This is a genomic window from Bowmanella yangjiangensis, from assembly GCF_018531185.1.
Lineage (GTDB): Bacteria > Pseudomonadota > Gammaproteobacteria > Enterobacterales > Alteromonadaceae > Bowmanella > Bowmanella yangjiangensis.
The window spans coordinates 2,014,959-2,040,073 of sequence record NZ_JAHDJU010000001.1 but is presented as its reverse complement, the minus strand read 5'-3'; the positions used below and the strand labels follow the sequence as shown (position 1 = coordinate 2,040,073).

At 49.4% G+C, this 25,115-nt stretch carries 21 protein-coding genes; 5 read left to right on the top strand and 16 right to left on the bottom strand.

The features are described from left to right. Position 1: 1 nt before the first annotated feature. From KJY73_RS09085 to KJY73_RS09065, 5 genes are read right to left on the bottom strand one after another with little or no spacing between them, the layout of a single operon-like run. Positions 2-1,297 carry a restriction endonuclease subunit S gene (locus KJY73_RS09085; protein ID WP_214343015.1) on the bottom strand — a complete coding sequence of 432 codons (1,296 nt, stop codon included), beginning with the start codon at positions 1,295-1,297 and terminating at the stop codon, positions 2-4. Further along, on the bottom strand, positions 1,297-3,684 hold the full coding sequence (locus KJY73_RS09080; RefSeq protein WP_214343014.1) for a type I restriction-modification system subunit M: 2,388 nt from the start codon (positions 3,682-3,684) through the stop codon (positions 1,297-1,299). Before KJY73_RS09080 ends, KJY73_RS09085 begins: the two co-directional genes overlap by 1 nt. Before the next feature lie 30 nt (positions 3,685-3,714). Next, a complete protein-coding gene (locus KJY73_RS09075) occupies positions 3,715-3,891 on the bottom strand; it encodes a hypothetical protein (protein ID WP_214343013.1) in 177 nt (58 codons plus the stop codon). Positions 3,892-3,911: 20 nt separating this feature from the next. Beyond that, complete coding sequence (locus KJY73_RS09070) at positions 3,912-4,562, bottom strand: peptidase M15 (protein ID WP_214343009.1); 651 nt, start codon at positions 4,560-4,562, stop codon at positions 3,912-3,914. 21 nt (positions 4,563-4,583) lie between these two features. After that, entirely contained in the window at positions 4,584-5,456 is an 873-nt protein-coding gene (locus tag KJY73_RS09065) for a helix-turn-helix transcriptional regulator (protein ID WP_214343007.1), read from the bottom strand. Positions 5,457-5,692: 236 nt separating this feature from the next. On the opposite strand from KJY73_RS09065, the gene KJY73_RS09060 reads away from it, so the two are divergent. Further along, positions 5,693-7,213, top strand: a complete 1,521-nt coding sequence (locus KJY73_RS09060; RefSeq protein WP_214343005.1) for a phage tail sheath family protein — start codon at positions 5,693-5,695, stop codon at positions 7,211-7,213. Positions 7,214-7,226: 13 nt separating this feature from the next. Here the strand turns inward: KJY73_RS09060 and KJY73_RS09055 are convergent, their stop codons facing one another. The 9 genes from KJY73_RS09055 to modA all read right to left on the bottom strand — a co-directional run bounded on the left by KJY73_RS09055 (position 7,227) and on the right by modA (position 17,364). Further along, positions 7,227-7,496 carry a hypothetical protein gene (locus tag KJY73_RS09055; protein WP_214343003.1) on the bottom strand — a complete coding sequence of 90 codons (270 nt, stop codon included), beginning with the start codon at positions 7,494-7,496 and terminating at the stop codon, positions 7,227-7,229. Between the two features lie 118 nt (positions 7,497-7,614). Further along, positions 7,615-8,799: a 2-methylaconitate cis-trans isomerase PrpF gene (gene prpF, locus KJY73_RS09050; protein WP_214343001.1), complete on the bottom strand. Its 1,185-nt coding sequence runs from the start codon at positions 8,797-8,799 to the stop codon at positions 7,615-7,617. 355 nt (positions 8,800-9,154) lie between these two features. Next, complete coding sequence (acnD, locus tag KJY73_RS09045; protein WP_214342999.1) at positions 9,155-11,749, bottom strand: Fe/S-dependent 2-methylisocitrate dehydratase AcnD; 2,595 nt, start codon at positions 11,747-11,749, stop codon at positions 9,155-9,157. Positions 11,750-11,895: 146 nt separating this feature from the next. Next, positions 11,896-13,023: a bifunctional 2-methylcitrate synthase/citrate synthase gene (gene prpC, locus KJY73_RS09040; RefSeq protein WP_206596104.1), complete on the bottom strand. Its 1,128-nt coding sequence runs from the start codon at positions 13,021-13,023 to the stop codon at positions 11,896-11,898. 141 nt (positions 13,024-13,164) lie between these two features. Then, a complete protein-coding gene (prpB, locus tag KJY73_RS09035) occupies positions 13,165-14,043 on the bottom strand; it encodes a methylisocitrate lyase (RefSeq protein WP_214342997.1) in 879 nt (292 codons plus the stop codon). Next, a complete protein-coding gene (locus tag KJY73_RS09030) occupies positions 14,040-14,723 on the bottom strand; it encodes a GntR family transcriptional regulator (RefSeq protein ID WP_214342995.1) in 684 nt (227 codons plus the stop codon). Before KJY73_RS09030 ends, prpB begins: the two co-directional genes overlap by 4 nt. Before the next feature lie 149 nt (positions 14,724-14,872). Next, positions 14,873-15,934, bottom strand: coding sequence for a molybdenum ABC transporter ATP-binding protein (modC, locus tag KJY73_RS09025; protein ID WP_214342993.1), 1,062 nt, complete (start codon positions 15,932-15,934; stop codon positions 14,873-14,875). Beyond that, entirely contained in the window at positions 15,921-16,619 is a 699-nt protein-coding gene (gene modB / locus KJY73_RS09020; protein ID WP_214342991.1) for a molybdate ABC transporter permease subunit, read from the bottom strand. The genes modC and modB overlap by 14 nt, the downstream gene beginning before the upstream one ends. Continuing rightward, entirely contained in the window at positions 16,609-17,364 is a 756-nt protein-coding gene (modA, locus tag KJY73_RS09015) for a molybdate ABC transporter substrate-binding protein (RefSeq protein ID WP_214342982.1), read from the bottom strand. The genes modB and modA overlap by 11 nt, the downstream gene beginning before the upstream one ends. 142 nt (positions 17,365-17,506) lie before the next feature. Between modA and KJY73_RS09010 the strand changes: the two genes are divergently transcribed. Further along, on the top strand, positions 17,507-19,108 hold the full coding sequence (locus tag KJY73_RS09010) for an inorganic phosphate transporter (protein ID WP_214342980.1): 1,602 nt from the start codon (positions 17,507-17,509) through the stop codon (positions 19,106-19,108). A 263-nt stretch (positions 19,109-19,371) separates the two neighbouring features. Further along, positions 19,372-21,906 carry a TonB-dependent receptor plug domain-containing protein gene (locus tag KJY73_RS09005; protein ID WP_214342978.1) on the top strand — a complete coding sequence of 845 codons (2,535 nt, stop codon included), beginning with the start codon at positions 19,372-19,374 and terminating at the stop codon, positions 21,904-21,906. 50 nt (positions 21,907-21,956) lie between these two features. Here the strand turns inward: KJY73_RS09005 and KJY73_RS09000 are convergent, their stop codons facing one another. After that, positions 21,957-22,322, bottom strand: a complete 366-nt coding sequence (locus tag KJY73_RS09000) for a DUF1428 domain-containing protein (RefSeq protein WP_214342976.1) — start codon at positions 22,320-22,322, stop codon at positions 21,957-21,959. Positions 22,323-22,518: 196 nt separating this feature from the next. Next, complete coding sequence (locus tag KJY73_RS08995; RefSeq protein WP_214342974.1) at positions 22,519-24,021, bottom strand: dipeptidase; 1,503 nt, start codon at positions 24,019-24,021, stop codon at positions 22,519-22,521. A 152-nt stretch (positions 24,022-24,173) separates the two neighbouring features. On the opposite strand from KJY73_RS08995, the gene KJY73_RS08990 reads away from it, so the two are divergent. Together KJY73_RS08990 and KJY73_RS08985 are read left to right on the top strand one after the other, a co-directional pair. Then, positions 24,174-24,551 carry a YbaN family protein gene (locus tag KJY73_RS08990; protein WP_232848436.1) on the top strand — a complete coding sequence of 126 codons (378 nt, stop codon included), beginning with the start codon at positions 24,174-24,176 and terminating at the stop codon, positions 24,549-24,551. A gap of 98 nt (positions 24,552-24,649) precedes the next feature. Then, positions 24,650-25,102, top strand: coding sequence for a hemerythrin domain-containing protein (locus KJY73_RS08985; protein WP_214342972.1), 453 nt, complete (start codon positions 24,650-24,652; stop codon positions 25,100-25,102). Positions 25,103-25,115 lie beyond the last annotated feature (13 nt).

Sequence of the window (25,115 nt, the reverse complement as noted above, 5' to 3'; positions counted from 1 at the left end):
GTTAAGCCACTTTGATTTTGCCTGTAACAGCACTATTGATCAGTGTGGCTTTGTATTCTTTTAGTTTTTCGATTTGTGACTGCTGAAGCATGATTGCCTCATCTAACTTTCGAGATGCGGAATTCACAAATCTAGCAATTTCAATCTGTTCAGATAAGCTAGGCAGCAATACAAACATTTTCGATAAATGTGAAGGCCCATAATGGCTGATTGTACTTCCAGTTTTTTGCAAATCTATTTGTGTGAAAAATAATTTTGTACCTAAAAATATTTTAAGATAGTCCTTCAATACAGATTTTCTTTGCGGAGTAACTCTAATCAATCCGGTGTACAGAATGGCTCCCTCGGCTTCTTTACCTACTTCACTTACTAGTTCTGTGGATGCACTCCCGCTAATAACAAGATCTCCTTGGTTGAGTCTAAAATGGTTCCACTTTTGCCTAACTTTCGAAGGTTTAAGATAATTACATCCTTCCAAACTCACAAGGTCAGATTTCACTCCAGATATTCGCACCAAAGGAACACCACTCTCATGAAAATCGACAGCCATTATTCCCGGTCCTTCCTGCACAAAAACTTCCTTGGTAAGAGGTTTGATATTCCAATGCTCAGGAATTTTACCAATCCAATCAACTCCTGAGTCTTTCATTGGCACGTTGGGATCAAGGCCTTGGGTAACTGCTTGTTGGATAATGATCTGCTTGCGTTCTTTTAACAGCGCTATTTGTTGTTCTTTAATAGCAATTGCTTCGTCAATCTGAGCGGTTTTTTGATCTAGATAATTCGAAATATAAATTTGTTCAACTTCATCTGGAATTGGTAAAAAAGAATACCGTAGTTCTTCGTAGCTAATATTCTTCCCTTCTCTGATACCGACTATTGAGGTCTGTAACTCTGAGATAAATATTTGACTCTTAAAAAGATACTTATAGTACCGATCATGGAGAAAATCCTTGGTTGATTTTAGAACTGTGTACGCAGGACTTATAATCCCATCGTGATGACAATATTCTAAGCCGCCCTCAAATGATCTTAGGCTGATTGCAAAATCACCTTTTTCTATAAACTTAAAACTCTCTAAGTTGCCAGACGGCATTACCATTCTATTTTCTACCCAATCTCTGGGGACAACTCCCCTATCTTGAGTTACTGAAAGCAAAGTCTCTGTTGGCTTGTTTTTTAATGAGAAATCTTTATAGAGGAATTTCATCCTTATGATCAACCAGTGGCTCGGCAACTTCCCAAGCCAATCAACACCTGAATCTTTGTAATATTCATATTTAGGCATTGGGTCCATTACGCCTCTCCCTGAATGTCAGCCACATCGATTCCCAGTATTTGTGCGATTAGACCTTCGGCCTTTTGTTCAAGTCCAATAATATCCTTGGCGACTTCTTCCAGTGAACGAAGTGGTTTGTGCTGATAGAAGTACTTATTAAAGCTGATCTCGTAGCCTATTTTGGTACTGTCCAGATTGATCCACGCCTCCTCCACATGCGGCTTCACTTCGGCGAGGAAATAGCGATAGATACTATCCTTTAGGGGGATAGACTCTGCATCTCGTAAATCTGAGCTGGCTTCATAGGTAACATACTCGGCGGCTTTGCCTGTAGGGTAATAGCCATAGTCAGGTAGCTGTTCTTTACTACAACCAAGGTGGTCGAGCAGCTCATCCAGTTTACTACCTGAAAGTTTTACTACCTTTTTCACGACTTTCTCAGCGCTTTCGTCGTACCAGCTAACGGCATTCAAAATGGCATTTTTTTCTGGGCCTGTGAGTTTAAACTTGCTGGGTTTAAGTACCGCATCTACTTTATCTTTAAACAGGTTAAAGTCGTTGAATTCTTCTGAACCAATCTCCGCCATCAATAGCATTGCGGCTTCTAAAATTTCACGCAGTTTTTGCCAGTATTTTTCATCCAGCAATTTGGCCTTTGCTTTGGCATTGATGCTGATGTCGTTATCTTCACACCATTGCAAAATAGCTTTGTCATTAGCCTTCAAGTAGCCCTTTTCATACACGATATCCCCGTGTACTGCATAAATATGTTCCATCACCTCTGTTAGTGATTTGTCGAAACGTAGCGGTGCTATAGCTTCTGGCGTGAATTTGGCTCTACGGCGGTCGGGACGTTCAATCGTAACTTTGTAGTAGCCAAAATCACTGTTATCGAATACTTGGCTGGCGATGCCGGTAGGGTCGTTGTTGTCGTCTAACTTACTCTCTATGGCTGCACAATCCAGATAGGTTTGGGTGATTTCTTCAATATGCTCCGGGGCAAATTCACAGTTTTTATTACCCAGATTCTTACGCAGTTTACGATACAACAAGCTGGCGTCGATAAGCTGCACTTTACCTTTGCGGTTGGCTGGCTTTTTGTTATTTAACAACCAGATGTAGGTAGTAATGCCCGTGTTGTAGAACAGGTTGTTAGGTAATTGCACAATTGCGTCGAGCATATCGTTTTCGATGATATAGCGGCGAATATTGCTCTCACCACCACCTGCATCGCCAGTAAACAAACTGGAACCATTATGAACGGACGCAATACGGCTACCCAGAGGACTAACCTCTGGAGACTTCATCTTGCTGACCATTTCCATCAGGAACAACAACTGCCCATCACTAGAACGAGGCGTAGCATCCACTGTTTCTTTGTTGCCCCAGTAATCTTTCAGATCAACTTTGAAACGGGGATCAATAATTTCGCCGTTATCCTTAATGTTTTTCTGCTCCGACGCCCAGCTTTTGCCATAAGGGGGGTTGGATAACATAAAGTCGAATCGATCTGAGGCAAATTCATCGGTAGACAGGGTAGAACCCACTTTGATGTTTTCCGGGTTGTTACCCTTGATCATCATATCCGACTTACAGATGGCGTAAGTCTCGTCGTTGATTTCTTTACCGAATAAATAAATATCGCGATTGGACGCTGGGTATTTTTCTTCAATAAAGTTTTGCGATTCCGTAAGCATGCCGCCGCTACCGCATGCGGGGTCGTAAATACTGATGGTTAGTGGTAGTGAATCCTTTATTGGATCAAACACAAGGTGAGTCATCAGCTCTATTACTTCACGGGGAGTGAAGTGTTCACCAGCTTCCTCGTTGTTTTCCTCGTTAAACTTGCGGATAAGCTCTTCGAAAACATAGCCCATGCCCAAGTTGGTCAGTGCAGGCAGTTTGTTCCCATCGGGGTCTTCTGCCGGGTTAGGTGTGAGGTTGATATAGGGCGAGACAAACTTTTCCAACACATCCAAAAGCACATCTTTTCCAGTCATATGGCGGATTTTGGATTTCAGTTCGAATCGCTCAATGATTTCCTTAACATTAGCGCTGAAACCGTTGAGATAATCTTCAAAATTTGCCAGCAGAATCTGTTGATTATTGGTGGCTGTGGAATGCAGGCTTTTCAAGGTCCATTTCGAAATATTGTAGAACACTTGCCCAGATGCATTTTCCAGAGCTGCATCATCCAATTCGGTAGCTTGCATCTCAGTTTTTTGAAAGCGAACCTCTTCAAGTACCTTTTCCTTTGTAGGTTCCAGTAAAGTATCAAGACGACGCAATACCACCATCGGCAGAATAACGTCCCGGTACTTACCGCGAACATAAACGTCGCGCAGACAATCATCTGCAATCGACCAGATAAAAGAAACTAATTTATTGTGTACGCTGTGATCCATTGCAATTCCAATTAACAAAAACTTCTAAATTTAATGCGGCTTGGCATCACTGACCAAATGGCCAAACACCAGTTCTACCGCTTTGCTTTGTTGCATACCCTCGGCCATCAGTGACTCCACTTTGTCCACCATGGCTTTTTGGCCTTCTATATCCGGGCTGTTGGCGAGCACAATACTTAAAACGTCGGCTAAATCCAGTTCAAACATGCGGTTTCCTCGTTATTTGGCTACTTTGCCAGCAGTGGTAAACAGGCTTGATAACGCTGCTCTGGCGGCATACTGGCGTAAAAGTCATTGGCGTTGTTATTGAGTAAGATGGCCTTTTGACTATTACTGCGTGGATCGGCAATTTGGGTTTTGATCTCTTTGGGCTTGGCTGGGTTCTCGTGCCAACGAATATTAAAAGCGCAGAGATTCCGATAAAAGGTCATTTTCTGATAGCCGGGAATATGGTGATGTATCCACCAAGCCAAGGATGTCCAATCGCCACTTTGCTGGTAATAATCCACATAGGCCGGGATCACGATGCAAGCCATGGCCCCCATAAAACCGTCTTTATCGCGCCTATCCCAAATGTGGGCGGCATAGTTTTTCTCGTTGGTAGCGCAATTCGCCCCCAACTCATTGCCAGCCTGATTCACAACACAATTACGATAGGCCGAACGGATATGAATACGGCCCCAAGCGGCTTGGATAGGCTCCAATACTTGCTCGCAAAGCTGCTTTCCTGCCTGTATCGCCAGTTCCTCATCGTCAGGTATATTAGCCAATCCCTGCGCTACGGCAGTTTCGGAATACAAAAAGTCACGTATAAAAAAGTGCTTGGATAAGCGTGTTCTGCTGAGGGTGTCCAATTTGTCGATAGTGGCCTTACTCACATTTTATCCTTACTGCTTTTTTCAGCTTTTATACCCAGGGGCGATAGCCAGATTCTCAGCGCCATACAGGCTTTGCTGATTTTCCAGCCAGAGTTGGTATTCCCCTCCCCTTAGGCTGGCTTTTTCGGTGCAATCCACATTCCAGCGCCTGAGCAGATAGCCAGCCAGGGCGGCGCGTACGTTGAGCTCCAGTGCACCGTTTTGCATACCGTAGTCCAGTTCAATGGCGGTGGGATGTTTAACATTATGCGGATGTGGCACCAGTTTGATCGGCATCTGGCGCTGCCACTGATGATCTTCGCTTTGCTCTTCATTGGGCTGCGGCGCTTTGTCTAACAGTGTCACTGAGCTTAAGCGGGTCAGCACAAAGTCGCGAAAGGTCTGGGTTTTACGGTCAAAGCCACGCACATGCCAGCGCAAGCCGTTATCGATAATGCTATGCGGTACTATTTCCCGGGCCGCCGAACCGCTGGATAGCGAGGTGTAGATCACCTTGACCGCCCGGCCATTTAAAATCGCCTGAATAATACGCGCAACGACAAAAATATCCGGCACATTAAGCTGGCTTGGGGCTTCGACCGGAAAGCTGAGATCGCCAATGGCGTCAAAGCCGTCGCTGATATCAGCGGCAAGCTTGGCCAGGGTCTTTTTGGCGTCATGGGCAAACAAGGGTTTAAAGCCCGGGGTTTGAAAATACTGCTTTAAACGGGTGTCGTAGTGGATATTGTTGGGAGCCAGCTCTTTATACAGATTAAAGTCGCGGGTGCCGGCAGATAAGCCCACCTCAAAGCGGTTAATCAGATCCTGGCGGGTCAGATGGCCCTTAAATAACAGCACAAAGTCGATATAGGCCAGGCGCTGGCGCTGGGCGAAAGGAATGTCCTTTAAGTTCATGTAACACCTTGATTAGGCTTTTATACTTTTCGAGTGTGCTTCATTTTGAATTGGATGGCAAGGCGTATTTTTATGCGTTTTTTTGGCAAGCCCTGCATGCCGCTTCTATGCTCAAGTGAGCCATGTTTTATCTTACTTAGACAGCGGTCATCTTGGTGGCAACAAGTCGATCCTTAAGGGCCGCCCGTTAATAAGTGTGCGTTTTTGCCCAAGCTTGTCAGCGAACAGGAGTTGCTATGAAAAAGCCGACACGGAGCACGTTAGTCAAAACCCCTGGTGTGTATATCAAGGAAATAAATCTACCGCCTGTGGTGGTGGGTGTACCTACTGCTATACCGGCCTTTATTGGTTATACCCGCAATAGCAGTTGGGATGGCCAGTCATGGTTGAATCAACCAGTAAAAATTGGCAGCTATCAGGACTTCATTGCCCATTTTGGTGCCGGCCAGCCGCCCTACTTTTTCTTTAACCCTAAACCCGGCGCGGCGAGTAATACGGTGCAGGTAGCTAATCAACACCTTAGCCTGCTACCAAGTGCAGATAGCCGTTATTATTTGGCCGATGCGGTAAAGCTGTTTTTTCAAAACGGTGGTCGGCAGGCTTATATCGTTAGTGTCGGGGAATTCGGTAAAGCCTCAAATCAGCTCCTTGGCCTTGAGCCTAACCGGCATATTCAGCTTAGCAGCCTGATGCAAGGGTTGGCGGCCCTTAAGCACTGTCCTGAACCCAGCTTATATTTATGCCCGGATGCCATTGCCCTTAGCGACTCCGATTATGCCAACCTAGTGCAAGCGATGCTGGCGCAGGCCGCAGAGCTAGATTCTGCGTTTTGTGTTCTCGATGTACCAGGCGCCGGTGGTTATGACGCCATACAGATTGATGATGTGGCCAGTCGTTTTCGCCCTTTAGTAGGCCTGCAGCACCTTAGCTATGGCGCCGCTTATTTGCCGTTTATCAATACGGCGTTATATGGGCAGGATGACATTACCTATCGCCAGTTTCAGGGGGGGAACAGTAAAGGCTTAGGAGAGTGGCTGAATCCAGATGGTGAACCTAAGCTTCAGGCTCTGATTGACAAGCTTCCCTATGCGGATAAATCCGAACAACTAAGTTATCATCGGGCCCTGCTGGTACTGAGCCCAATTTACCACCGCTGTATTGAGCTGGCGCGTCAATGGGCCAATTTACAACCTGCCTGTGGGGCTATTTGTGGTTGTTATACAGTGCAGGACAATAACTACGGTGTGTGGAAGGCCCCTGCCAATATTTCTCTTAGCAATGTGGTCAGCCTGCCGATCAATATTACTCACCAGCAGCAAGAAACCCTGAATGTAGATGCGGTAAGTGGCATTTCTATTAATGCCCTTAGGATTTTCGTTGGTCAAGGCGTGCTTATTTGGGGAGCTCGTACTTTGGCCGGTAACTCTGAATGGCGCTACGTGCCGGTTCGGCGCACCGCTATTTATGTGAAGCAAAGTCTGCAAACGGCTCTTAAAGCCTTTGTATTTGAGAATAATGACGCCAATACCTGGATCAGCATACGCGGCATGATAGACAGTTTTTTGCAAGGGATGTGGCGCCAAGGCGGCCTATGTGGGGCGAAAGCTGAGGATGCCTACTACGTTCAGGTGGGCCTCGGCCAGACCATGAGCGCCCAGGATATCCTGGATAAGCGCCTGGTTGTGCAAGTGGGGCTGGCGCTGACCCGACCCGCGGAGTTTTTGCTTATCAAGGTTGAACAACAGCAGGTCAATTGATTATGTTACGTAATCAGGTTTTAACCCGGGTTTTCAGGGAGAGGAGAATGTCGCGGTTGTCTAAATCCTGAATGTGCAGAGTAGACTCGAGTTGCGGGCAGTCACGCTGCTCGTCCAGATGTGCAATGAGCGTATCTATGGCTTCGGCGTATTGCAGCGGGATACGTTTTACCAAGGTTTTTCCGCGTTTTGCCGGTCGCCCTGCTCCAGGCCTGGCGCCGCCTCTGGGGGCTTTTTGTTCCAGCCAATCGAGCTGAATTTCTTTTCGAATCGGTCGTCGCATCCAGTTGATTCCGTTACATAATCATGATGTTATCAGTTTGCTATTAGTCATGAATTACGTAACAAAATCAACTTTTTCTTAGCGGATGCTTGTTCTTTATTTTGTTACAGAATCAAAATTAGACCTGTGGCGGCACTCTTACCCAGCCTTCCATCAGCACCCGTGCGCTGCGACTCATGATGGCTTTAGTGACTAGCCACTGGCCATCCAGCTGTTTCGCTTCTGCGCCGACGCGCAAGGTGCCGGAAGGATGCCCAAATACCACACTTTGTCGTTCTTTACCGCCCGCGGCAATATTCACTAAGGTGCCGGGTATAGCCGCCGCCGTGCCAATAGCCACCGCCGCTGTGCCCATCATGGCATGATGCAGTTTGCCCATAGACAAGGCGCGGACCAGCAGGTCGATATCGCTGGCATGCACCGCTTTACCGCTAGACGCCATATAGTTGAGTGGTGGTGCAACAAAGGCAATTTTTGGTGTATGGGCTCGGATTACGGCTTCACTTATATCGCTAATCAAACCCATTTTCAGCGCACCATAAGCGCGGATCTGTTCAAAGCGTGCCAGCGCTGCAGGGTTGCTATTAATGTCATCCTGAAGTTCAGCCCCGGTATAGCCAATGTCTTTGGCATTGACGAAGATGGTGGGAATACCCGCATTGATCAGTGTGGCTGGAAAGCTGCCCACGTCGGGTACATCAAGGGTATCCACCAAATTTCCGGTGGGAAACATTGCCCCGCCCTCACCGTCTTCATCGGCGGCTGGGTCAAGAAACTCAATCTGCACTTCGGCGGCGGGAAAGGTCACGCCATCCAGCTCAAAATCGCCGGTTTCCTGAACCTGACCAGAGGTAATAGGCACATGGGCGATAATGGTTTTTTGAATATTGGCCTGCCAAATACGAACTATGCAGTGCCCATCTTGCGGGATCCGACTGCTATCCACCAAACCGTTACTGATGGCAAAGGCCCCCACCGCGGCAGTCAGATTGCCGCAGTTACCGCTCCAATCAATAAAAGGCTTATCAATGGCGACCTGGCCAAACAGATAATCCACATCATGATCCGCCTGGCTGCTTTTACTTAAGATCACGGTTTTTGAGGTTGAGGAGGTTGCCCCGCCCATACCGTCGGTATGCTTGGCGTAAGGATCCGGACTGCCAATAACCCGCAGCAAAATCGCATCGCGGGCGGCGCCCGCTACCTGCGCCGCCTCAGGCAAATCATCCAGCTTAAAAAACACACCCTTAGAGGTACCGCCACGCATATAAGTGGCTGGAATACGAATCTGAGGTTTAAACATAAATCTTCTCCAATGATGCAGTGATGCTAACTGGCGGTACCTCTGTTGCCCAAGGAAGGGCAACCAAGCATGGCAATGCTTGCGAGCAAGGGAAAATCACATTTTCCTGCTGCGACGGGTTTGAATTTAAGGAGAAATTCAAACCCTAAAGAGCGCCATCCGCCGCGCATTTAAGTGGCTGGAATACGAATCTGAGGTTTAACATAAATCTTCTCCAATGATGCAGTGATGCTAACTGGCGGTACCTCTGTTGCCCAGCAATGGACAACTAATAGGTGATGCCAATCCTCCGCAACGAACACCGAGTAGAAGAACTTTGGTAAACCGGTGTTGTTGCGGCGGGATTAGGCTTTTATCAGGCGTTGCTTGCTTCCAGGAAGTCCTGGGCAAAGCGTTGCAACACGCCACCGGCCTCGTAGATAGACACCTCTTCGGCGGTATCCAGGCGGCATTTCACCGACACGCGCTGTGACTGGCCATCCTGACGATGGATGACCAGGGTCAGGATAGCGCCAGGCTCACGCTGGCCTTGTACATCAAAGGTTTCGGTGCCATCAATGCCCAGGGTGTTACGGTTAGTGCCGGGTAAAAACTCTAGCGGCAATACGCCCATACCAATCAGATTGGTACGGTGAATACGCTCAAAGCCTTCGGCCACTATCACTTCAACACCGGCCAGGCGCACCCCTTTGGCCGCCCAGTCCCGGGACGAGCCCTGGCCGTAATCGGCACCGGCAATAATGCACAAGGGCTGTTTGCGCTGCATATAGGTTTCAATGGCCTCCCACATGCGGGTTACTTGCCCTTCTGGCTCAATGCGCGCCAGTGAACCTTGTCTGACCTTGCCTGCATCGTCTTTGACCATTTCGTTAAACAGCTTGGGATTGGCAAAAGTAGCGCGCTGGGCAGTCAGGTGATCGCCCCTGTGGGTGGCGTAGGAGTTAAAATCTTCCTCAGGCAAGCCCATCTTGGCCAGGTATTCACCGGCGGCGCTATCCAGCAATATGGCGTTGGATGGTGACAAGTGGTCGGTGGTGATGTTATCGCCAAGTACCGCCAACGGACGCATACCAGATAAGCTGCGTTCACCCGCCAGCGCCCCTTCCCAGTAGGGTGGACGGCGAATATAAGTGCTCATTTCGCGCCAGTTATACAGCGGGTCGATATGACTGCCATAGTCGACGGTCAAATCGAACATGGGGTCATAGACCTTGCGGAAATGTTCGGGTTTAACCGAGGTAGCGATAACCGCATCAATCTCTTCATCCGTGGGCCAGATATCTTTGAGGGTAACCGGATTACCCTGGGCATCCACACCCAGCGGGTCTTTTTCAATATCAAAGCGCACCGAGCCGGCGATGGCATAAGCAATGACCAGGGGCGGCGAGGCTAAAAATGCTTGTTTGGCATAAGGGTGAATACGGCCATCAAAGTTACGGTTGCCCGACAGTACCGCGGTGGCGTAGAGATCCCGGTCGATGATTTCCTGCTGAATAACCGGATCCAGCGCCCCGCTCATGCCATTACAGGTGGTACAGGCAAAAGCCACAATACCAAAGCCAAGCTTTTCCAGCTCTGGCAGCAGCCCGGCTTCTTCCAGATACAGCTGCACCGCCTTTGAGCCCGGCGCTAATGAGGTTTTTACCCAGGGTTTTCTGAGCAAACCTTTGGCGTTGGCATTTCGGGCTAATAAACCGGCAGCAATCACGTTGCGCGGATTACTGGTATTGGTACAGCTGGTGATGGCAGCAATGATAACCGCGCCATCCGGCATCAGCCCTGGTTGCTCCTGATAGTCGGCGGCAATGCCTTTGGCGGACAAATCCGCTGTGGCGACCCGGGCATGAGGGTTAGACGGCCCGGCCATATTGCGCACCACAGATGAAAGGTCAAACTTAAGTACCCGCTCGTACTCAGCGCCTTGCATTTGGTCAGCCCAAAGGCCGGTGGCCTTGGCATAGCTTTCTACCAGGCTCACCTGCTTGTCTTCACGACCAGTTAAGCGCAGATAATCTATGGTTTGCTTGTCGATATAGAACATGGCTGCCGTGGCGCCGTATTCCGGGGTCATATTGGAAATGGTGGCACGATCGCCAAGGGTTAAGCTGGATGCGCCCTCACCGAAGAATTCCAGATAGGCCCCGACGACTTTTTCCTTACGCAGAAACTCGGTAATAGCCAGCACAATGTCAGTGGCGGTAATGCCGGGGTGAGGCTTGCCGGTCAGCTCTACACCGACAATATCGGGCAGGCGCATCCAGGAGGCACGGCCCAGCATCACGCTTTCCGCCTCTAACCCCCCCACACCAATGGCAATTACGCCCAGGGCATCTACATGGGGAGTGTGGCTGTCGGTGCCCACGCAGGTATCGGGAAAGGCCACGCCGTCTTTTACTTGGATAACCGGCGACATTTTCTCCAGGTTGATCTGGTGCATAATGCCGTTGCCTGGTGGGATCACATCAACGTTTTTAAACGCAGTTTTGGTCCAGTTAATAAAATGGAAACGGTCATCGTTACGTCTGTCTTCAATGGCGCGGTTTTTGGCAAAGGCGTCTTTTTCAAAACCAGCATGTTCCACCGCCAGACTGTGGTCCACAATCAATTGGGTTGGTACCACTGGGTTAACCTTGGCCGGATCGCCGCCTTTATCGGCAATGGCATCACGCAAACCCGCCAGGTCAACCAGCGCGGTTTGGCCTAAGATGTCGTGGCATACCACGCGCGCCGGGAACCAAGGAAAGTCCAGCTCACGTTTACGGTGGATCAACTGGCCAAGAAAGTCGTTAAGCCTGGTTGGCTCGGCGCGCCTGACCAGGTTTTCGGCCAGCACTTTGGCGGTATAAGGTAATTTGGCGTAGGCACCAGGCTCTATGGCATCCACGGCGGATTGGGTATCAAAATACTCAAGATTGGTACCCGCTAGCTGCTTTTTAAATTCGGTATTCATATTTGCACCACAGTTACAGCGCACAGAGAAATTGAGATGAGTGAAACTGGTCTTAGTGCGCTGAAGTTATTTGCTGCTTGTTTTGCCACTGAAGCAGAGGGTGAGAGACTTATGTATCTTTCAGCCCCGCTTTCAGTGGTACTTATCTAACGCTGCGCGATGGGTGTGACTTTGCGCAGTTCTTCGCCGGTATATTCGGCAGAAGGACGAATAATACGGTTGTCGGCGCGCTGCTCCATCACGTGAGCGGCCCAGCCGGTCAGACGCGACATCACAAAAATGGGCGTAAACAACTTAGTGGGAATGCCCATAAAGTGATACGCCGAGGCATGGAAAAAGTCAGCGTTGCAGAAGAGTTTCTTCTCGCGCCACATTACTTCTTCACAGCGAACCGAGACCGGATACAACACTTTGTCACCCACATCATCCGCCAGTCTGGCAGCCCATGCCTTGATAATGGCATTGCGTGGGTCAGACTCGGAATATATAGCATGACCAAAGCCCATGATTTTCTCTTTGCGCGCCAGTTTGCCCATCATTTCCTGTTCGGCATGCTCGGCAGAGGTAAAGCCTTCAATCATCTCCATGGCAGCCTCGTTGGCACCACCATGCAGTGGACCACGCAGCGAGCCGATTGCACCCGTGATGCATGAATGCATATCTGACAAGGTGGACGCACAGACGCGTGCGGTAAAGGTCGAGGCATTAAATTCATGCTCTGCGTAGAGGATCAGCGAAACATGCATCACCTGTTCATGCAGGCTCTTAGGCGCTTCACCATGCAAAAGGTGCAGGAAGTGACCGCCAATGCTGTCATCATCGGTTTCTACCTCAATGCGCACACCATCGTGGCTGAAGCGATACCAGTAGCAGATAATGCTGGGGAAACAGGCCAGCATGCGCTCGGTGGCAGCTTGCTGCTGAGAAAAATCCTGTTCCATTTCCAGGTTGCCTAACATTGAGCAACCGGTACGCAGCACATCCATGGGATGGGCATCAGCAGGAATACGTTCCAATACGTCTTTCAATGCTTGTGGCAATCCACGCAAGGACTTGAGCTTTGCCTTGTAGGCATCCAGTTCGGCCTGATTAGGCAGTTTGCCTTGCAGAATCAAATAGGCGACTTCTTCAAACTGGCAATGCTCGGCCAGATCCTTGACGTCATAGCCACGGTAGGTCAGGCCTGAGCCGGATTTACCTACAGTGGAAAGGGCTGTTTTTCCTGCGACCTGGCCGCGCAGGCCAGCGCCGGACAATACTTTACCTTGTGCCATTAGTCATTCTCCTGATCGTATGGGGTTCGTATAAGTTATTGTTCATCAAATATAGAAATGCCGCGTTTATATGACGAATGTATGACAGCATTTCTGTTTGCCCATCGTCCGCCTTGAAGTGCTTACCCATGGGCCTGGTGGTTATTTGTTTTTACCTTCGGCAAAGAGTGCATCAAGCTTTTGTTCATAGGCGTGGTAGCCAAGATAATCATAAAGCTCCATTCGGGTTTGCATGGTATCCACTACGTTACGCTGATGGCCGTCAACGAGCAGATGACGATAGACATTCTCGGCAGCCTTATTCATGGCTCTGAAGGCTGACAACGGATAAAGCACCATTTCCGCGCCCCACTCTGCCAATTGTTCTTTGCTCCACAGCTCGGTTTTGCCAAACTCGGTCATATTGGCCAGGATGGGTACATTCAGCGCCTGGCTGAATTCACGGTAGTGGGCTTCGGTTTGAATGGCTTCGGCAAAGATACCGTCAGCACCGGCTTTAACATACGCCTTGGCCCTGGCGATGGCGGCATCCAGACCTTCGATAGCAAAGGCATCGGTACGGGCCATAATGAAAAAGTCATCGTCGGTACGAGCATCCACCGCCGCCTTAATGCGATCCTGCATTTCCTCTACGGAAACCACTTCTTTATTGGGGCGGTGACCACAACGCTTCTGCGCCACCTGGTCTTCCATATGCACGGCTGCAGCGCCAGCTTTTTGCATGTCTTTGATGGTTTTGGCGATATTGAAAGCGCCGCCCCAACCGGTATCTATATCCACCAACAGAGGCACCTCGGTTGCGGCGGTAATCCGCTGCACATCCACCAGCACATCATTGAGCGAGGTCATGCCCAAATCCGGCAGACCGTAAGAGGCATTGGCTACCCCGCCGCCAGACAGGTAAATCGCCTGGTGGCCAATTTTCTCGGCCATCATCGCGGTGTACGCATTGATGGTGCCGACAATTTGCAGAGGCTTATTGTTGATTAGCGCCTGACGGAATTTTTTACCTGCACTCATGCTTGTTGTCTCCTGTTGCTGCCGGCCTCAACAGCCAGCTTTTGCTCAATGTTCTTTCTTGAATAGGTGATGTGCCTGCGCATCAGCATTTCGGCCAGCTCTTCATCACGATTGCAAATGGCTTGCACTATATGGCGGTGCTCATCAAAGGCCGTGGTCACCCGAGGACCCGCCATGCCCAGTTGCACCCGATACATACGGACTAAATGATAGATACCGTTGGTCAGCATATTGGTCAGGTGCTGATTTTTACTGCCCTGAATAATGCGGTAATGAAAATCCACATCACCGGCTTCCTGATAATAGGACTCGCCGCCCTTAACTTCCTGAAAATGTTGATTCAACAAGGCATTCAGATCGGCAATTTCCTGATCTGTCATATTGCGCGCGGCTAACCGGGCTGCCATGCCTTCCAACGCTTCACGCACCTCATAGAGTTCAACCAAGCCCTGCGGCGTTAGTGCAACCACTCGCGCACCTATATTGGCTTTGCGCTCCACCAAGCGGCAGGACTCTAATCTATTAATGGCTTCACGGATGACGGCCCGACTTACGGCATACTTTGTCGACAATTCGGTTTCACTTAGTTTTGCGCCAGACGGGATCTCGCCTTCCACTATGTCTCTGCGTAGCAGGAAAAACGTTTTATCCGCGGAAGTAATAGCTTGTTCGTTGATCATTTATGGAAATTTACCAGGCTGTTTGCCGAGGGAAAGTGTCGACAATATAGACATCAACTAACAGAAGATCAAATAAAAAGCGGTAGATTGTCGACAATAGTCTAATAGGTAGGGCCGATTTAAACCCAAAGCAAGAATCGAACGCTGGGTTACTGACTCAATGCCATCGACTTGATTTGCGCATACAGGGCCTGGCCGCTATGTAATTGCAGATGCTCGGCTGAGCGTAAGCTTATCTTGGCCCAAAGTGGCCCAGCTTCACTATGCAGTTTCACCAGTATACCGTCAGCTTGACTATGAATATCATCCACCCTGGCTGGCACGATATTAAGTATGCTGGAGTCCTGGTGGGCTGAAATACTGAGACTCACGTCCTTAGCCTGCACCATTAAACGCACTTTCGTTTTGACAGCAAGACCGGTATCCGGCAACCACAGGCTGGCCTTGTGAGATTTCACGCAAACCAGCTTCCAGTGTGGGTGAACTTCGCTTACCTGCGCTGGCAAAATACTAAAGGGATGCAAAGGATCAGACAGCCCAAGTATCTCACTGACCTGGGTTATATCGCCCTGCGCTTTGACTCGTCCCTTATCCAGAATAAGTACACTATCGGCCAGGCGGCTGAGCTCTGATACCGAGTGGGTAACATACAGCATGGGGATGGCGATGTGTGCGGCCAATGAATGCAGATAAGGCAGGATTTCTTGCTTACGCGCCTCATCCAGTGCCGCTAGCGGCTCGTCCATCAACAGTATGCTTGGGTTAATAAGCAACGCCCTGGCAATGGCTAAACGTTGGCGTTCGCCGCCGGATAGTTGATGCGGATAACGGTTTAGCAATGATCCGATGCCCAGTAATTCAATGATGTCAGTTTTTAGTGGCGAGGATCCTGGCCAGGCACGCTTGCTGGCGTAATCGAGATTACCTTTAGCACTTAGGTGGGGAAACAAGCTGGCTTCCTGAAAAACATAGCCTACAGACCGTTTATGGGGAGCCAAATACTGCTTACCTGACTGCCATGGCTGACCGCCCACCATTAAGGTGGCGCCTTTACATGGCTGAAGACCAGCGATGAACCTCAGTAAGGTGGTTTTACCTGAACCGGAATGGCCAAAGATACCTGTTATACCCCGGCCTGGTAACTGGCTGGCTACGACCAGACGAAAGCTGCTACCAAGGGGCAAATCAAGATCAAGTTCAATCTTTGTCATGCTGCCCTCCCACAGACTTTTTGGCTGCAGTCAGGCTGTAAAGCGCGAGCAGCACCACAAATGAAAACACCAGCATAGTGGCAGACAGCCAGTGGGCCTGACTGTAGTTCAGTGCTTCTACATGGTCGTAAATTTGCACCGATACCAAGCGGGTTTCTTGTGGAATATTGCCGCCTATCATCAGCACCACACCGAATTCCCCCACGGTATGGGCGAACCCCAATACGGCGGCGGTTAAAAAACCGGTTTTACACAAGGGTAGAACTACAGTAAAAAAGCGTTGCCAAGGTCCTGCTCTTAAGGTTGCCGCTACTTCCAGTGGGCGTGCGCCCACGGCACTCATGGCGTTATACAGTGGCTGCACCACAAAGGGCAGCGAATAACATACCGACCCCACCACTAATCCCCAAAAGGTAAAAGGTAATAAGCCAATGCCAGCAGCCTGGGTAAACTGCCCAACAGGCCCATTTGGCCCCATCAGCATCAACAAATAAAATCCGATGACGGTTGGCGGTAACACCAAGGGCAAAGCGACAATTACCGTAATCGGGCCCTTTAGCCAACTTCGGGTTTGGCTCAGCCACCAGGCTAGTGGCGTACCTATGATAAGCAGTATCAAGGTGACCACGCTGGCCAGTTTTAAGGTCAGCCAAATGGCGCCCATATCCTCTGGGTTAAAGGGCATTTTTAACCTCGCCAGGTAACGCGTAACCATGTTTTGTGATTATCTGCCGGGGTTGCGCCTGCTGCAAATGGTCCAGAAATGCCTTTACGGCGGGCTTTTGCGCACTTTTCTTTAAAACCACCCTGTCCTGACGGATAGCAGGGTAAAGGTTGGTCGGGATAATCCACAGATTACGGGCATTTTGCACTTTGCCGATAAGTTGTGAGAGCGCGACAAAGCCTAATTCCGCATTACCACTTTGTACAAACTGAAAGGTTTGGGCAATGTTCTCACCTTGCACCCATTTGCTTTGTGTAGCGTCGACTAAATTCAGCTGTTGCAGCACCGAAACGGCAGCACTGCCATAGGGTGCCAGTTTGGGGTTGGCCAGGGCCAGTTTCCTGAAGCTTGCTTGTTGTAGTTGCTGTTGCACATCGGTATTCGGATTGGCAGACCACAGCGCTAAACTACCGATAGCATAAGTTTCAACCGTGTCTGGCGCGCCATAGCCGGCCTCAAGTAACGCTAGAGGTTTAGCCTGATCGGCACTAAAGAAGATATCAAATGGTGCACCATGATGGATTTGCGCCACAAATTTACCTGAAGCACCAAGGCTCATTCGTACCTGCTGGCCGGTCTTTTCCTCAAAGCCTTTGATAATCGCCTGCATAGGGGCGGCAAAATTTGAGGCCACGGCCAGATTCAATGGCTCAGCGGCCAGGGGCAATGACATCAGGGCCAAAATGCCCATCATGCTGATTTTCATGCTGACTCCTTGTTGCCTTCAGCATACCAGCTTAACAGCTTGAAGCAGATAGGCTTTCCACCTTTCGGCTATGTCACATTAATTACACGAAGCCTTGCTAGGGTTTGAGCACTTTTTGTCTCAATTAGGTTCTGAGAGCCCAGTGAACAGCCTTACTAATCTGATGTCGGCACCACAACGGTCAACTCCCTACTCCAAGCTCAGCCTGCTCTTCATTGTCCTGATGTTCGCCACCTCTGGCTATTTCCTGTATTGGGGGCTGGACTATACCCAACATAGTTACCCCATGTTATTTATGTTGGCCACCCTGTTTGGGTTGTTTATGGCCTTTAATATTGGCGGTAACGATGTTGCCAATTCTTTTGGTACCAGTGTCGGTGCCGGCACTCTGACGATTAAGCAGGCCCTGTTTATTGCTGCCATTTTTGAAGTGAGCGGCGCCGTGATTGCCGGTGGTCAGGTTACCGAAACTATCCGCAAAGGCATTGTGGATATGAGCCAGCTGCATATGGAGCCCATGCAGTTTGTTTACATTATGATGTCCGCCTTGCTTGCGGCAGCGCTTTGGTTGTTATTTGCCTCTAAACGCGGCTACCCGGTATCAACCACTCATGCCATTATCGGCGGCATAGTAGGCAGCTCCATTACCTTAGGCTTTATTTTGAATGGCAGTGAGTCGGCCTTCTCTCTGGTGCACTGGCAACAGGTGGGGGAAATCGCCATTTCCTGGGTGCTGTCGCCTCTGTTAGGTGGTCTTGTTTCCTATTTGCTGTTTGCCGCTATCAAAAAACATGTGCTGCATTACAACGACGAGGCAGAAAGCCGCCTCAAACAAATCAAAAAAGAGAAGAAAAAGCTGAAAGCCAAACACAAGCAGGCTTTTGAGCGCTTAAGTGAATTACAGCAAATCGCCTACACAGGCGCCATGGCCAGAGATGCCCATGTGTATGTGGAAGGTGACTTTGGTCCGGACGATCTGGAGTCGGATTATTACCGCAGCCTGCATGAGATCGATCAGAAAAAGCAGGACGTTGAAGCACACCGGGCCTTGGAGCATTGGGTGCCGCTTATTGCTGCACTGGGCGCCATGATTATCTCAGCCATGTTGCTATTCAAAGGTCTCAAGCATATGAACCTGGGACTGACCACACTGCACAATTATCTAATCATGCTAATGATTGGTGCGGTGGTTTGGATGGCAACCTTTATCTATGCAAAAACCCTGAAGGGAAACTCGTTATCACAATCCACTTACCTGATGTTCAGTTGGATGCAGGTCTTTACGGCGTCTGGCTTTGCCTTTAGTCATGGTTCAAACGATATTGCCAATGCCATTGGACCATTTGCTGCCATTTTGGATGTACTGCGTACCGGTGAAATTGGTGCTACTGCAGCTGTGCCTACTGTGGCCATGATTTCCTTTGGCATCGCGCTGATCGTGGGCTTGTGGTTTATTGGCAAGGAAGTGATTCAAACCGTCGGCCACAATCTGACTCGCATGCACCCGGCGTCGGGTTTTGCCGCTGAATTGGCCGCCGCCGCCGTGGTCATGATTGCCTCCCTAATGGGGCTGCCTGTCTCCAGCACACATATCCTGATTGGCGCGGTTTTGGGAATAGGCCTGGTGAACCGCCAGACCAATTGGACGTTAATGAAACCCATTGGTCTTGCCTGGATCATCACCCTCCCCGCTGCGGCGATACTCAGCGCAATTAGCTTTATGGCACTGCGTGCCTTGTTTTAACTAGCGGGCGGCATACCAGTGCCGCCCCTTTCCTGTCAGTTATCGCAGTAATTATCTCTTTCATATCAAGTTATTGCCTTTTACTGGCAAATCCCCTGTTCGCTTATCTAGGCTTATCTAATAAGCCCATAAACACTTAATGTTATACTCAAGGTTGATTTAATTCCATTTTGGAATATGCAAGCCATTTCAGGACTTGGACTGTGATCATCGCCTTGATTAGAGTCCGCCCTACACACAAAAGCACATACGCAGGAGCGATTATGCACATTTCCACACTTGCTACTTATATTGGCCGCGTACTCGGCACCGGCCTGCTTTCTCTTCCTTTGCTGGTCATCGGCAACAAAACTGCGTTGGCCCAAGAAGGGGTAAACGAGCAACTTGAGCAAATTATTGTAACCGGCACAAGACGAAGCGACCGAACCGTCGCACAGAGCAACGTGCCTATTGATATTCTCGATGCCGACCAGCTGACTTCTTCCGGTCAACTGGAAATCAGCCAATTGCTGACCAACCTGGCGCCTAGCTTTAACTACCCCCACGCTACTGTTACTGACGGCACTGACCATGCCCGCCCGGCGGTACTGCGCGGTCTTGCGCCTGATCACACCCTGGTTTTAGTTAATGGCAAACGCCGCCACGCGGGGGCGTTGCTTAACCTGAATGGCTCAGTTGGCCGGGGCTCAAGTGCGGTGGATATGAACATGATCCCCGCAGCCTCAATCAAACGCATAGAAATTCTTCGCGACGGTGCGGCATCACAATATGGCTCTGATGCTATCGCTGGTGTGATTAATATTGTTCTTAAAGACAGCGCAGAAGACGGCGCTGTTACCCTGACTTACGGTCAGCACGATACCCAAATGGCTGGTGTACCTCAGCTAACCGGAGTCTCAGACAACGGTAATGGCGGTTTGCAATTTGCTACCGGTGAGGATCGTAAACGTAGCGACGGGGAAACCTGGAATCTTTCGGTCAACAAAGGGTTCAACCTAAGTGATAACGGCTTTATTAACCTGACGTACGAGTATCGAGACCGTGAGCCAACCAATCGTTCTGGCTTTGATCCCCGTCGGCAGTATGCTTTACAAGCCGATGGTAGTTTTGATCCCCGCGAGTTCGACATTGACCGTTACAACCACAGATTTGGTAAAGCTTCGCTTGAAGAGCACAGTTTGATTGCCAACGGAGGGTACACTGTTGGCGAAGTCGAGTTATATGGCTATGCCAGCTATGGCGTGCGCGATGGTGAAAGCGGCGGGTTTTATCGTCGTGCCAGTGACAGCAGAAACGTGCCAGCTATCTATCCTGACGGCTTCTTACCTTACATCGTTTCCGACATTGAGGATTTCGGCGGTACCTTTGGTGCCAAAGGTCTGGCCGGAGAATGGCAATGGGATGCCAGCCTGACCCATGGCTGGGACAGCTTTAACTTTAATGTAGAAAACAGCCTGAATACCTCCATGGGCACCAATAGCCCAACCCGTTTTGATGCGGGCACCCTGGAGTATTCACAAAGCCTGTTGAACCTGGATTTTTCCCGCTATTACACACCCAGCTGGTTACCGGATAGTTTGCTGGTTGCTGTGGGAGCTGAATATCGTAGCGAAAATTACCAGATTAAAGCCGGAGAAGAAGCCTCTTACCTAGCGGTGTTAGATGCCAATGGTAATCCAGTGGCTGCTGGCGGTTCACAGGTGTTTCCCGGTTTCTCACCACTTAGCGCCACAGACCGCAGTCGTCATAACTGGTCGCTGTATGTTGACCTGGATACCAACCTGACAGATCGTTGGAACATTGCACTGGCAAGCCGCTTTGAGGATTACAGCGATTTTGGGTCGGATGTCTCCGGCAAGCTGGCCAGCCGTTATCAGTTGACCGACAGCTTGGCAATACGTGGTTCACTAAGTAATGGTTTCCGCGCTCCCAGTTTAGCCCAGTCTGCCTTTACGACTGTCAGCACCCAGTTTGTTAATGGTGTGCCTTTTGAAGTGGGTACCTATACGGCAGATCATCCAGCGGCCTTGGCCCTGGGCTCTCAGCCACTTCAGGAGGAACAATCCGTCAGCCGCTCACTAGGGCTGGCGTATCAAGCCGGTAATCTTAGCTTGACCTTAGATTGGTATCGTATCGACATTGACGACCGCATTGTGTTGAGCGAAAGCCTAAGTGGCCCGGAGGTGATTCAGATCCTGGCTGACGCCGGCATTAACGGAGTACAGCAGGTGCGTTACTTTACTAATGCCATCGACACCCGCACCCGCGGTGTTGATGTAACGGCCAGTTACAATCTGTCCTTGGCTGACTATGGTAGCTTGAATCTGACGGCAGCGTATAACCGCAATGACACGGATGTTGAACGTATTGCGCCGAATCCACCTGAACTGGATGCGCTGGATCCAGAGCAGTACACCTTATTTGGCCGATTGGAAACCAAGCGCTTTGAGCTGGGCACACCTGACTCCAAACTCAACCTGGCTGCTACCTGGCAATATGACCGTACTAAGGTAACCCTGCGTGCTGTGCGCTATGGTGAAGTGGTAGATGCCGGCAGCACAGAAGCCAATGATGAAGTGCTGGATGCTAAGTGGATCACCGATCTGGATGTGGCTTATGAGCTAACGGATAACTGGCAACTGGCGGTTGGTGCCAATAACCTCTTTGACCAGTATCCCCGCGATACTATCAGTACCAGAGGACAGACCGACTTTAACCAGATCTTCCCCTACTCTGGGTTCTCGGCCTACAGCATTGACGGCCGCTATTGGTATGCCAAGGCGACCTATCGTTTCTGATTGTAAGTTTAACGGACAGAGCGCTGAATACAGCGCTCTGTTTATCTCACTTAGGGCAATTGCACCAGTTTTTTAAACCCGCCCCAAAACATCCGCATGCCATCAAATGGCATAGTGCTTGGGTCCATCATGTCGCTTAAACGCGGATCGGCCATAACCTGCTCGTTAATTCTGTCTCTGTCCTCTCTGGACTTATAAGTGATCCAGGCAAAAATCACGACTTCATCTTCTTTCAAATCAACGGCCTGCGGAAAGGATGTGACCTTACCGTCTTTAACATCATCAGCCACCCATTCCCGATAAGCGAGAGCGCCATACTCAACCCATATTTTTCCAGCCCGTTCAGCCATCTGGCGATAGGCGTCTAGTTTGTCCTTAGGGACGGGCACAACAAAGCCATCGACATAGTTTTCCATCTTGATTCTCCTGTTAACGGGCCTCTTCGCCCTGGATTACGCTCCTATGAGCCTATGACAAAACCTTCAAAATCGCCTGCCCCCCAGAGAGCAGGCTTAACTGTGGTCGTTTTTAAAACAGAGGTTTCGACAGGTTAGCGAAAAATAGGCAGAAAAAAGGCCAACTTTTGTTGGCCCTGGGGAGAGGTAGAGAAGGTTATTGCGGGTTAGCGGCTAGCTCCACCATCACCGCTGTGTACATTTTCAGGTTAAGTATAAATTGCTCCATGCTGATGAACTCATGTTCAGAGTGGCCGGTGTACTCAACCCCAGGCATAGAAGGGCCGAAACTGACGGCATTGGGGAACAGTCTGGAATTGGTACCACCACCAATGGCAATAGGTTTGGCATCTTTGATACCGGTAAAGTGGGAAAATACCCTCAGCAACGTATCAATATGCGGTGCACTTGTTTGCACGAAAGGCTCGCCTATGTACAGATTTCTGTCGGCAATGACGGCGCCATTTTGCGACTGCCAATTGTCCACGGCCTGGTTAATCTGCTGTTCAAGCTGCCCGGCAGTTTTACCTACTGGTCTGCGAATATTGATATTCAGTTGCAGCCCCTGGTCACTAGTTTTTATTACCGTAGGAGACACTGTCATGGGCCCCATAAAATTATCGCTGTAAGCAATCTCACCGAACTGCTTGCCATACAACCCGGTTCCAAGCTGGCTGTTAACAAAGTTTACCAGTGCACCCGCGCTGTTGCTCGGCCATAACCTGTCGCCCAATAAAGCGGCCAGATAGGATATGGCATTCACACCGTCTTGTGGCTTGGATGAGTGTGCTGATTTACCTCTGGCCTGAACTCGTAAATTGTCACCGTCTCGGCTGAACTGGTAGTGCATACCATCATGTTGCGTGGCTTTGCTTTCTAGCAAGGCTTCAAAGTCGGCACTGGCATCTTGAATGATGGCCACGGCATCTTCCGGGATCTGACTACCAAAAAAGCCACCAGAAAATTCGCTTAATGCCATTTGCCCATCTTTAATCGGCTTATCTGCAAATGTCAGGCTAATGGTGCCGTAGCCCTTTTCTGCGGTTACCACTGGATATTCTGCATCTATGGTTATATTGAGCTCCGGCAGGCTATTTTCCTTTACATAGGCTTGCAAAGGACCCCAGTCTGACTCTTCGGCCATATACACATAAAGCTCGATACGTCGATTAAGGGCAATGCCTTTATCTTTAATGGCTTTCATGGCATACAGTGCGGTTGATATCGGCCCTTTGTCGTCTTCGGTGCCACGGCCAATCAGGCGACCCGGCTCAGAAGTTTCATCCAAATCAAAAGGTGACTTTGCCCACTTTGACGAGTCTACCGGCTGTATATCGCCATGGGTGATAATGCCAAAGCGCTCTTTGGCGTCGCCTAAGCCAATCACCACCAGATAGCCATGGTCGGTAAAATCCAGCCCAAGGGCTTGAGCCTGCTTAGCTAGTTCGGCCTTAAATCCAATATGGGCTGGATTATCAAGGCCAGATATTCCTTCTACCGCGACAGTGTTGTATCTGACCAATTCACGCAGGCTGTCCACCATGGCTTGGGAGTAGGTATTAACCGCGTAATTCGCGGTACTTTGGGCCAATTCACTGGGTGTTGAAGCAAAACTAATCGCTGAATAAAGCAGTGGCACAATTGCCAGAGGGGTACGCATAACCGGCTCCTTGAAAAATGGAGCCTCACGCTAGCAATAAAACCATTTGGTAACAACAGCTTATACGTTGCAAAATATAAACAGAAAGACCAGCTCATACATAGCGGTTCTGCTAAGATAAATCCTAGGTAATAACTGGCGGTGGTCATCACTTGCGCGGAACAATCAAACTATTTTGGCGGGTTCTCGCCTTATGCTTGGTCGGCGTGGGGCTCGTTGGGGTAATACTTCCCGGCTTGCCAACCGTGGTGTTTTTATTGATGGCCGCCTGGTGTGCAGGCAAAGGTTGGCCAGAACTTGAAGAATGGCTACTCAATCACCCTAACTACGGACTGGCCATTCGCAACTGGCGTGAATTTGGCTCAGTGCCTCGCAAAGCTAAGGTATTAGCCAGTGTAATGATATCTTCAAGTTGTATGCTGCTCTGGCTCTCCGGTTTGGATTACTACATTAAACTTTCTCTTAGCATTGTGCTTGGCTTTGTCGTTGTGTGGCTATGGTGCAGACCTGAGCTCAGCCTGGATAGTTAAGTTCTTGCTGTTTCTTTCTGAGTTTCATTTGATTTAGATTAATTTCCGTTCCATGAAGCTGGGCTAACCTTCAAGCTGTAATGTTCGGAGTCCATTTCATGCACAAATTCATTACCCGATATTTTAGCGCCAACCAGCAACGCCTTGAGTTGTTATACATAGCTTTTCGAAAGCAAAGAAAACCGGATCCCGAATGGTCTAAGCGTTTGTTCAAACTTTTTTGGTCTGGTTTGTTGCAACACATTGAGTGGAACCAAAGCTTATTGTTCCCTGCCTTGCAAACTCATGATGATCCGCAACTTAATGAGCTCATGGATAAAGCAACGGAAGAGCATAAGCAGCTTAAAGAACAAATTCAGTGGGTGTTTAATCTGACCGAAAACAGTCTTGATAGCCATGACGAGGAGCAGAGATTAGAGTATTTGCTGTCTGACCACTTTGAGAACCAGGAATTTAACCTTTACCCCGCTTGCGATAGGTTATTTGACGTCAATGCCGTCACTTGCTTGATAGAAAAGTTGGCTCAATCAACTACGCCGCCTTCTGATTAGTTTTGTGCCGCAG

Excerpts from the sequence above, each read along its gene's own strand:
- KJY73_RS09085 (WP_214343015.1), bottom strand. The coding sequence starts at position 1,297 with ATGGACCCAATGCCTAAATATGAATATTACAAAGATTCAGGTGTTGAT.
- KJY73_RS09080 (WP_214343014.1), bottom strand. The coding sequence starts at position 3,684 with ATGGATCACAGCGTACACAATAAATTAGTTTCTTTTATCTGGTCGATT.
- KJY73_RS09075 (WP_214343013.1), bottom strand. The coding sequence starts at position 3,891 with ATGTTTGAACTGGATTTAGCCGACGTTTTAAGTATTGTGCTCGCCAAC.
- KJY73_RS09065 (WP_214343007.1), bottom strand. The coding sequence starts at position 5,456 with ATGAACTTAAAGGACATTCCTTTCGCCCAGCGCCAGCGCCTGGCCTAT.
- KJY73_RS09060 (WP_214343005.1), top strand. The coding sequence starts at position 5,693 with ATGAAAAAGCCGACACGGAGCACGTTAGTCAAAACCCCTGGTGTGTAT.
- KJY73_RS09055 (WP_214343003.1), bottom strand. The coding sequence starts at position 7,496 with ATGCGACGACCGATTCGAAAAGAAATTCAGCTCGATTGGCTGGAACAA.
- prpF (WP_214343001.1), bottom strand. The coding sequence starts at position 8,799 with ATGTTTAAACCTCAGATTCGTATTCCAGCCACTTATATGCGTGGCGGT.
- acnD (WP_214342999.1), bottom strand. The coding sequence starts at position 11,749 with ATGAATACCGAATTTAAAAAGCAGCTAGCGGGTACCAATCTTGAGTAT.
- prpC (WP_206596104.1), bottom strand. The coding sequence starts at position 13,023 with ATGGCACAAGGTAAAGTATTGTCCGGCGCTGGCCTGCGCGGCCAGGTC.
- prpB (WP_214342997.1), bottom strand. The coding sequence starts at position 14,043 with ATGAGTGCAGGTAAAAAATTCCGTCAGGCGCTAATCAACAATAAGCCT.
- KJY73_RS09030 (WP_214342995.1), bottom strand. The coding sequence starts at position 14,723 with ATGATCAACGAACAAGCTATTACTTCCGCGGATAAAACGTTTTTCCTG.
- modC (WP_214342993.1), bottom strand. The coding sequence starts at position 15,934 with ATGACAAAGATTGAACTTGATCTTGATTTGCCCCTTGGTAGCAGCTTT.
- modB (WP_214342991.1), bottom strand. The coding sequence starts at position 16,619 with ATGCCCTTTAACCCAGAGGATATGGGCGCCATTTGGCTGACCTTAAAA.
- modA (WP_214342982.1), bottom strand. The coding sequence starts at position 17,364 with ATGAAAATCAGCATGATGGGCATTTTGGCCCTGATGTCATTGCCCCTG.
- KJY73_RS09005 (WP_214342978.1), top strand. The coding sequence starts at position 19,372 with ATGCACATTTCCACACTTGCTACTTATATTGGCCGCGTACTCGGCACC.
- KJY73_RS09000 (WP_214342976.1), bottom strand. The coding sequence starts at position 22,322 with ATGGAAAACTATGTCGATGGCTTTGTTGTGCCCGTCCCTAAGGACAAA.
- KJY73_RS08995 (WP_214342974.1), bottom strand. The coding sequence starts at position 24,021 with ATGCGTACCCCTCTGGCAATTGTGCCACTGCTTTATTCAGCGATTAGT.
- KJY73_RS08985 (WP_214342972.1), top strand. The coding sequence starts at position 24,650 with ATGCACAAATTCATTACCCGATATTTTAGCGCCAACCAGCAACGCCTT.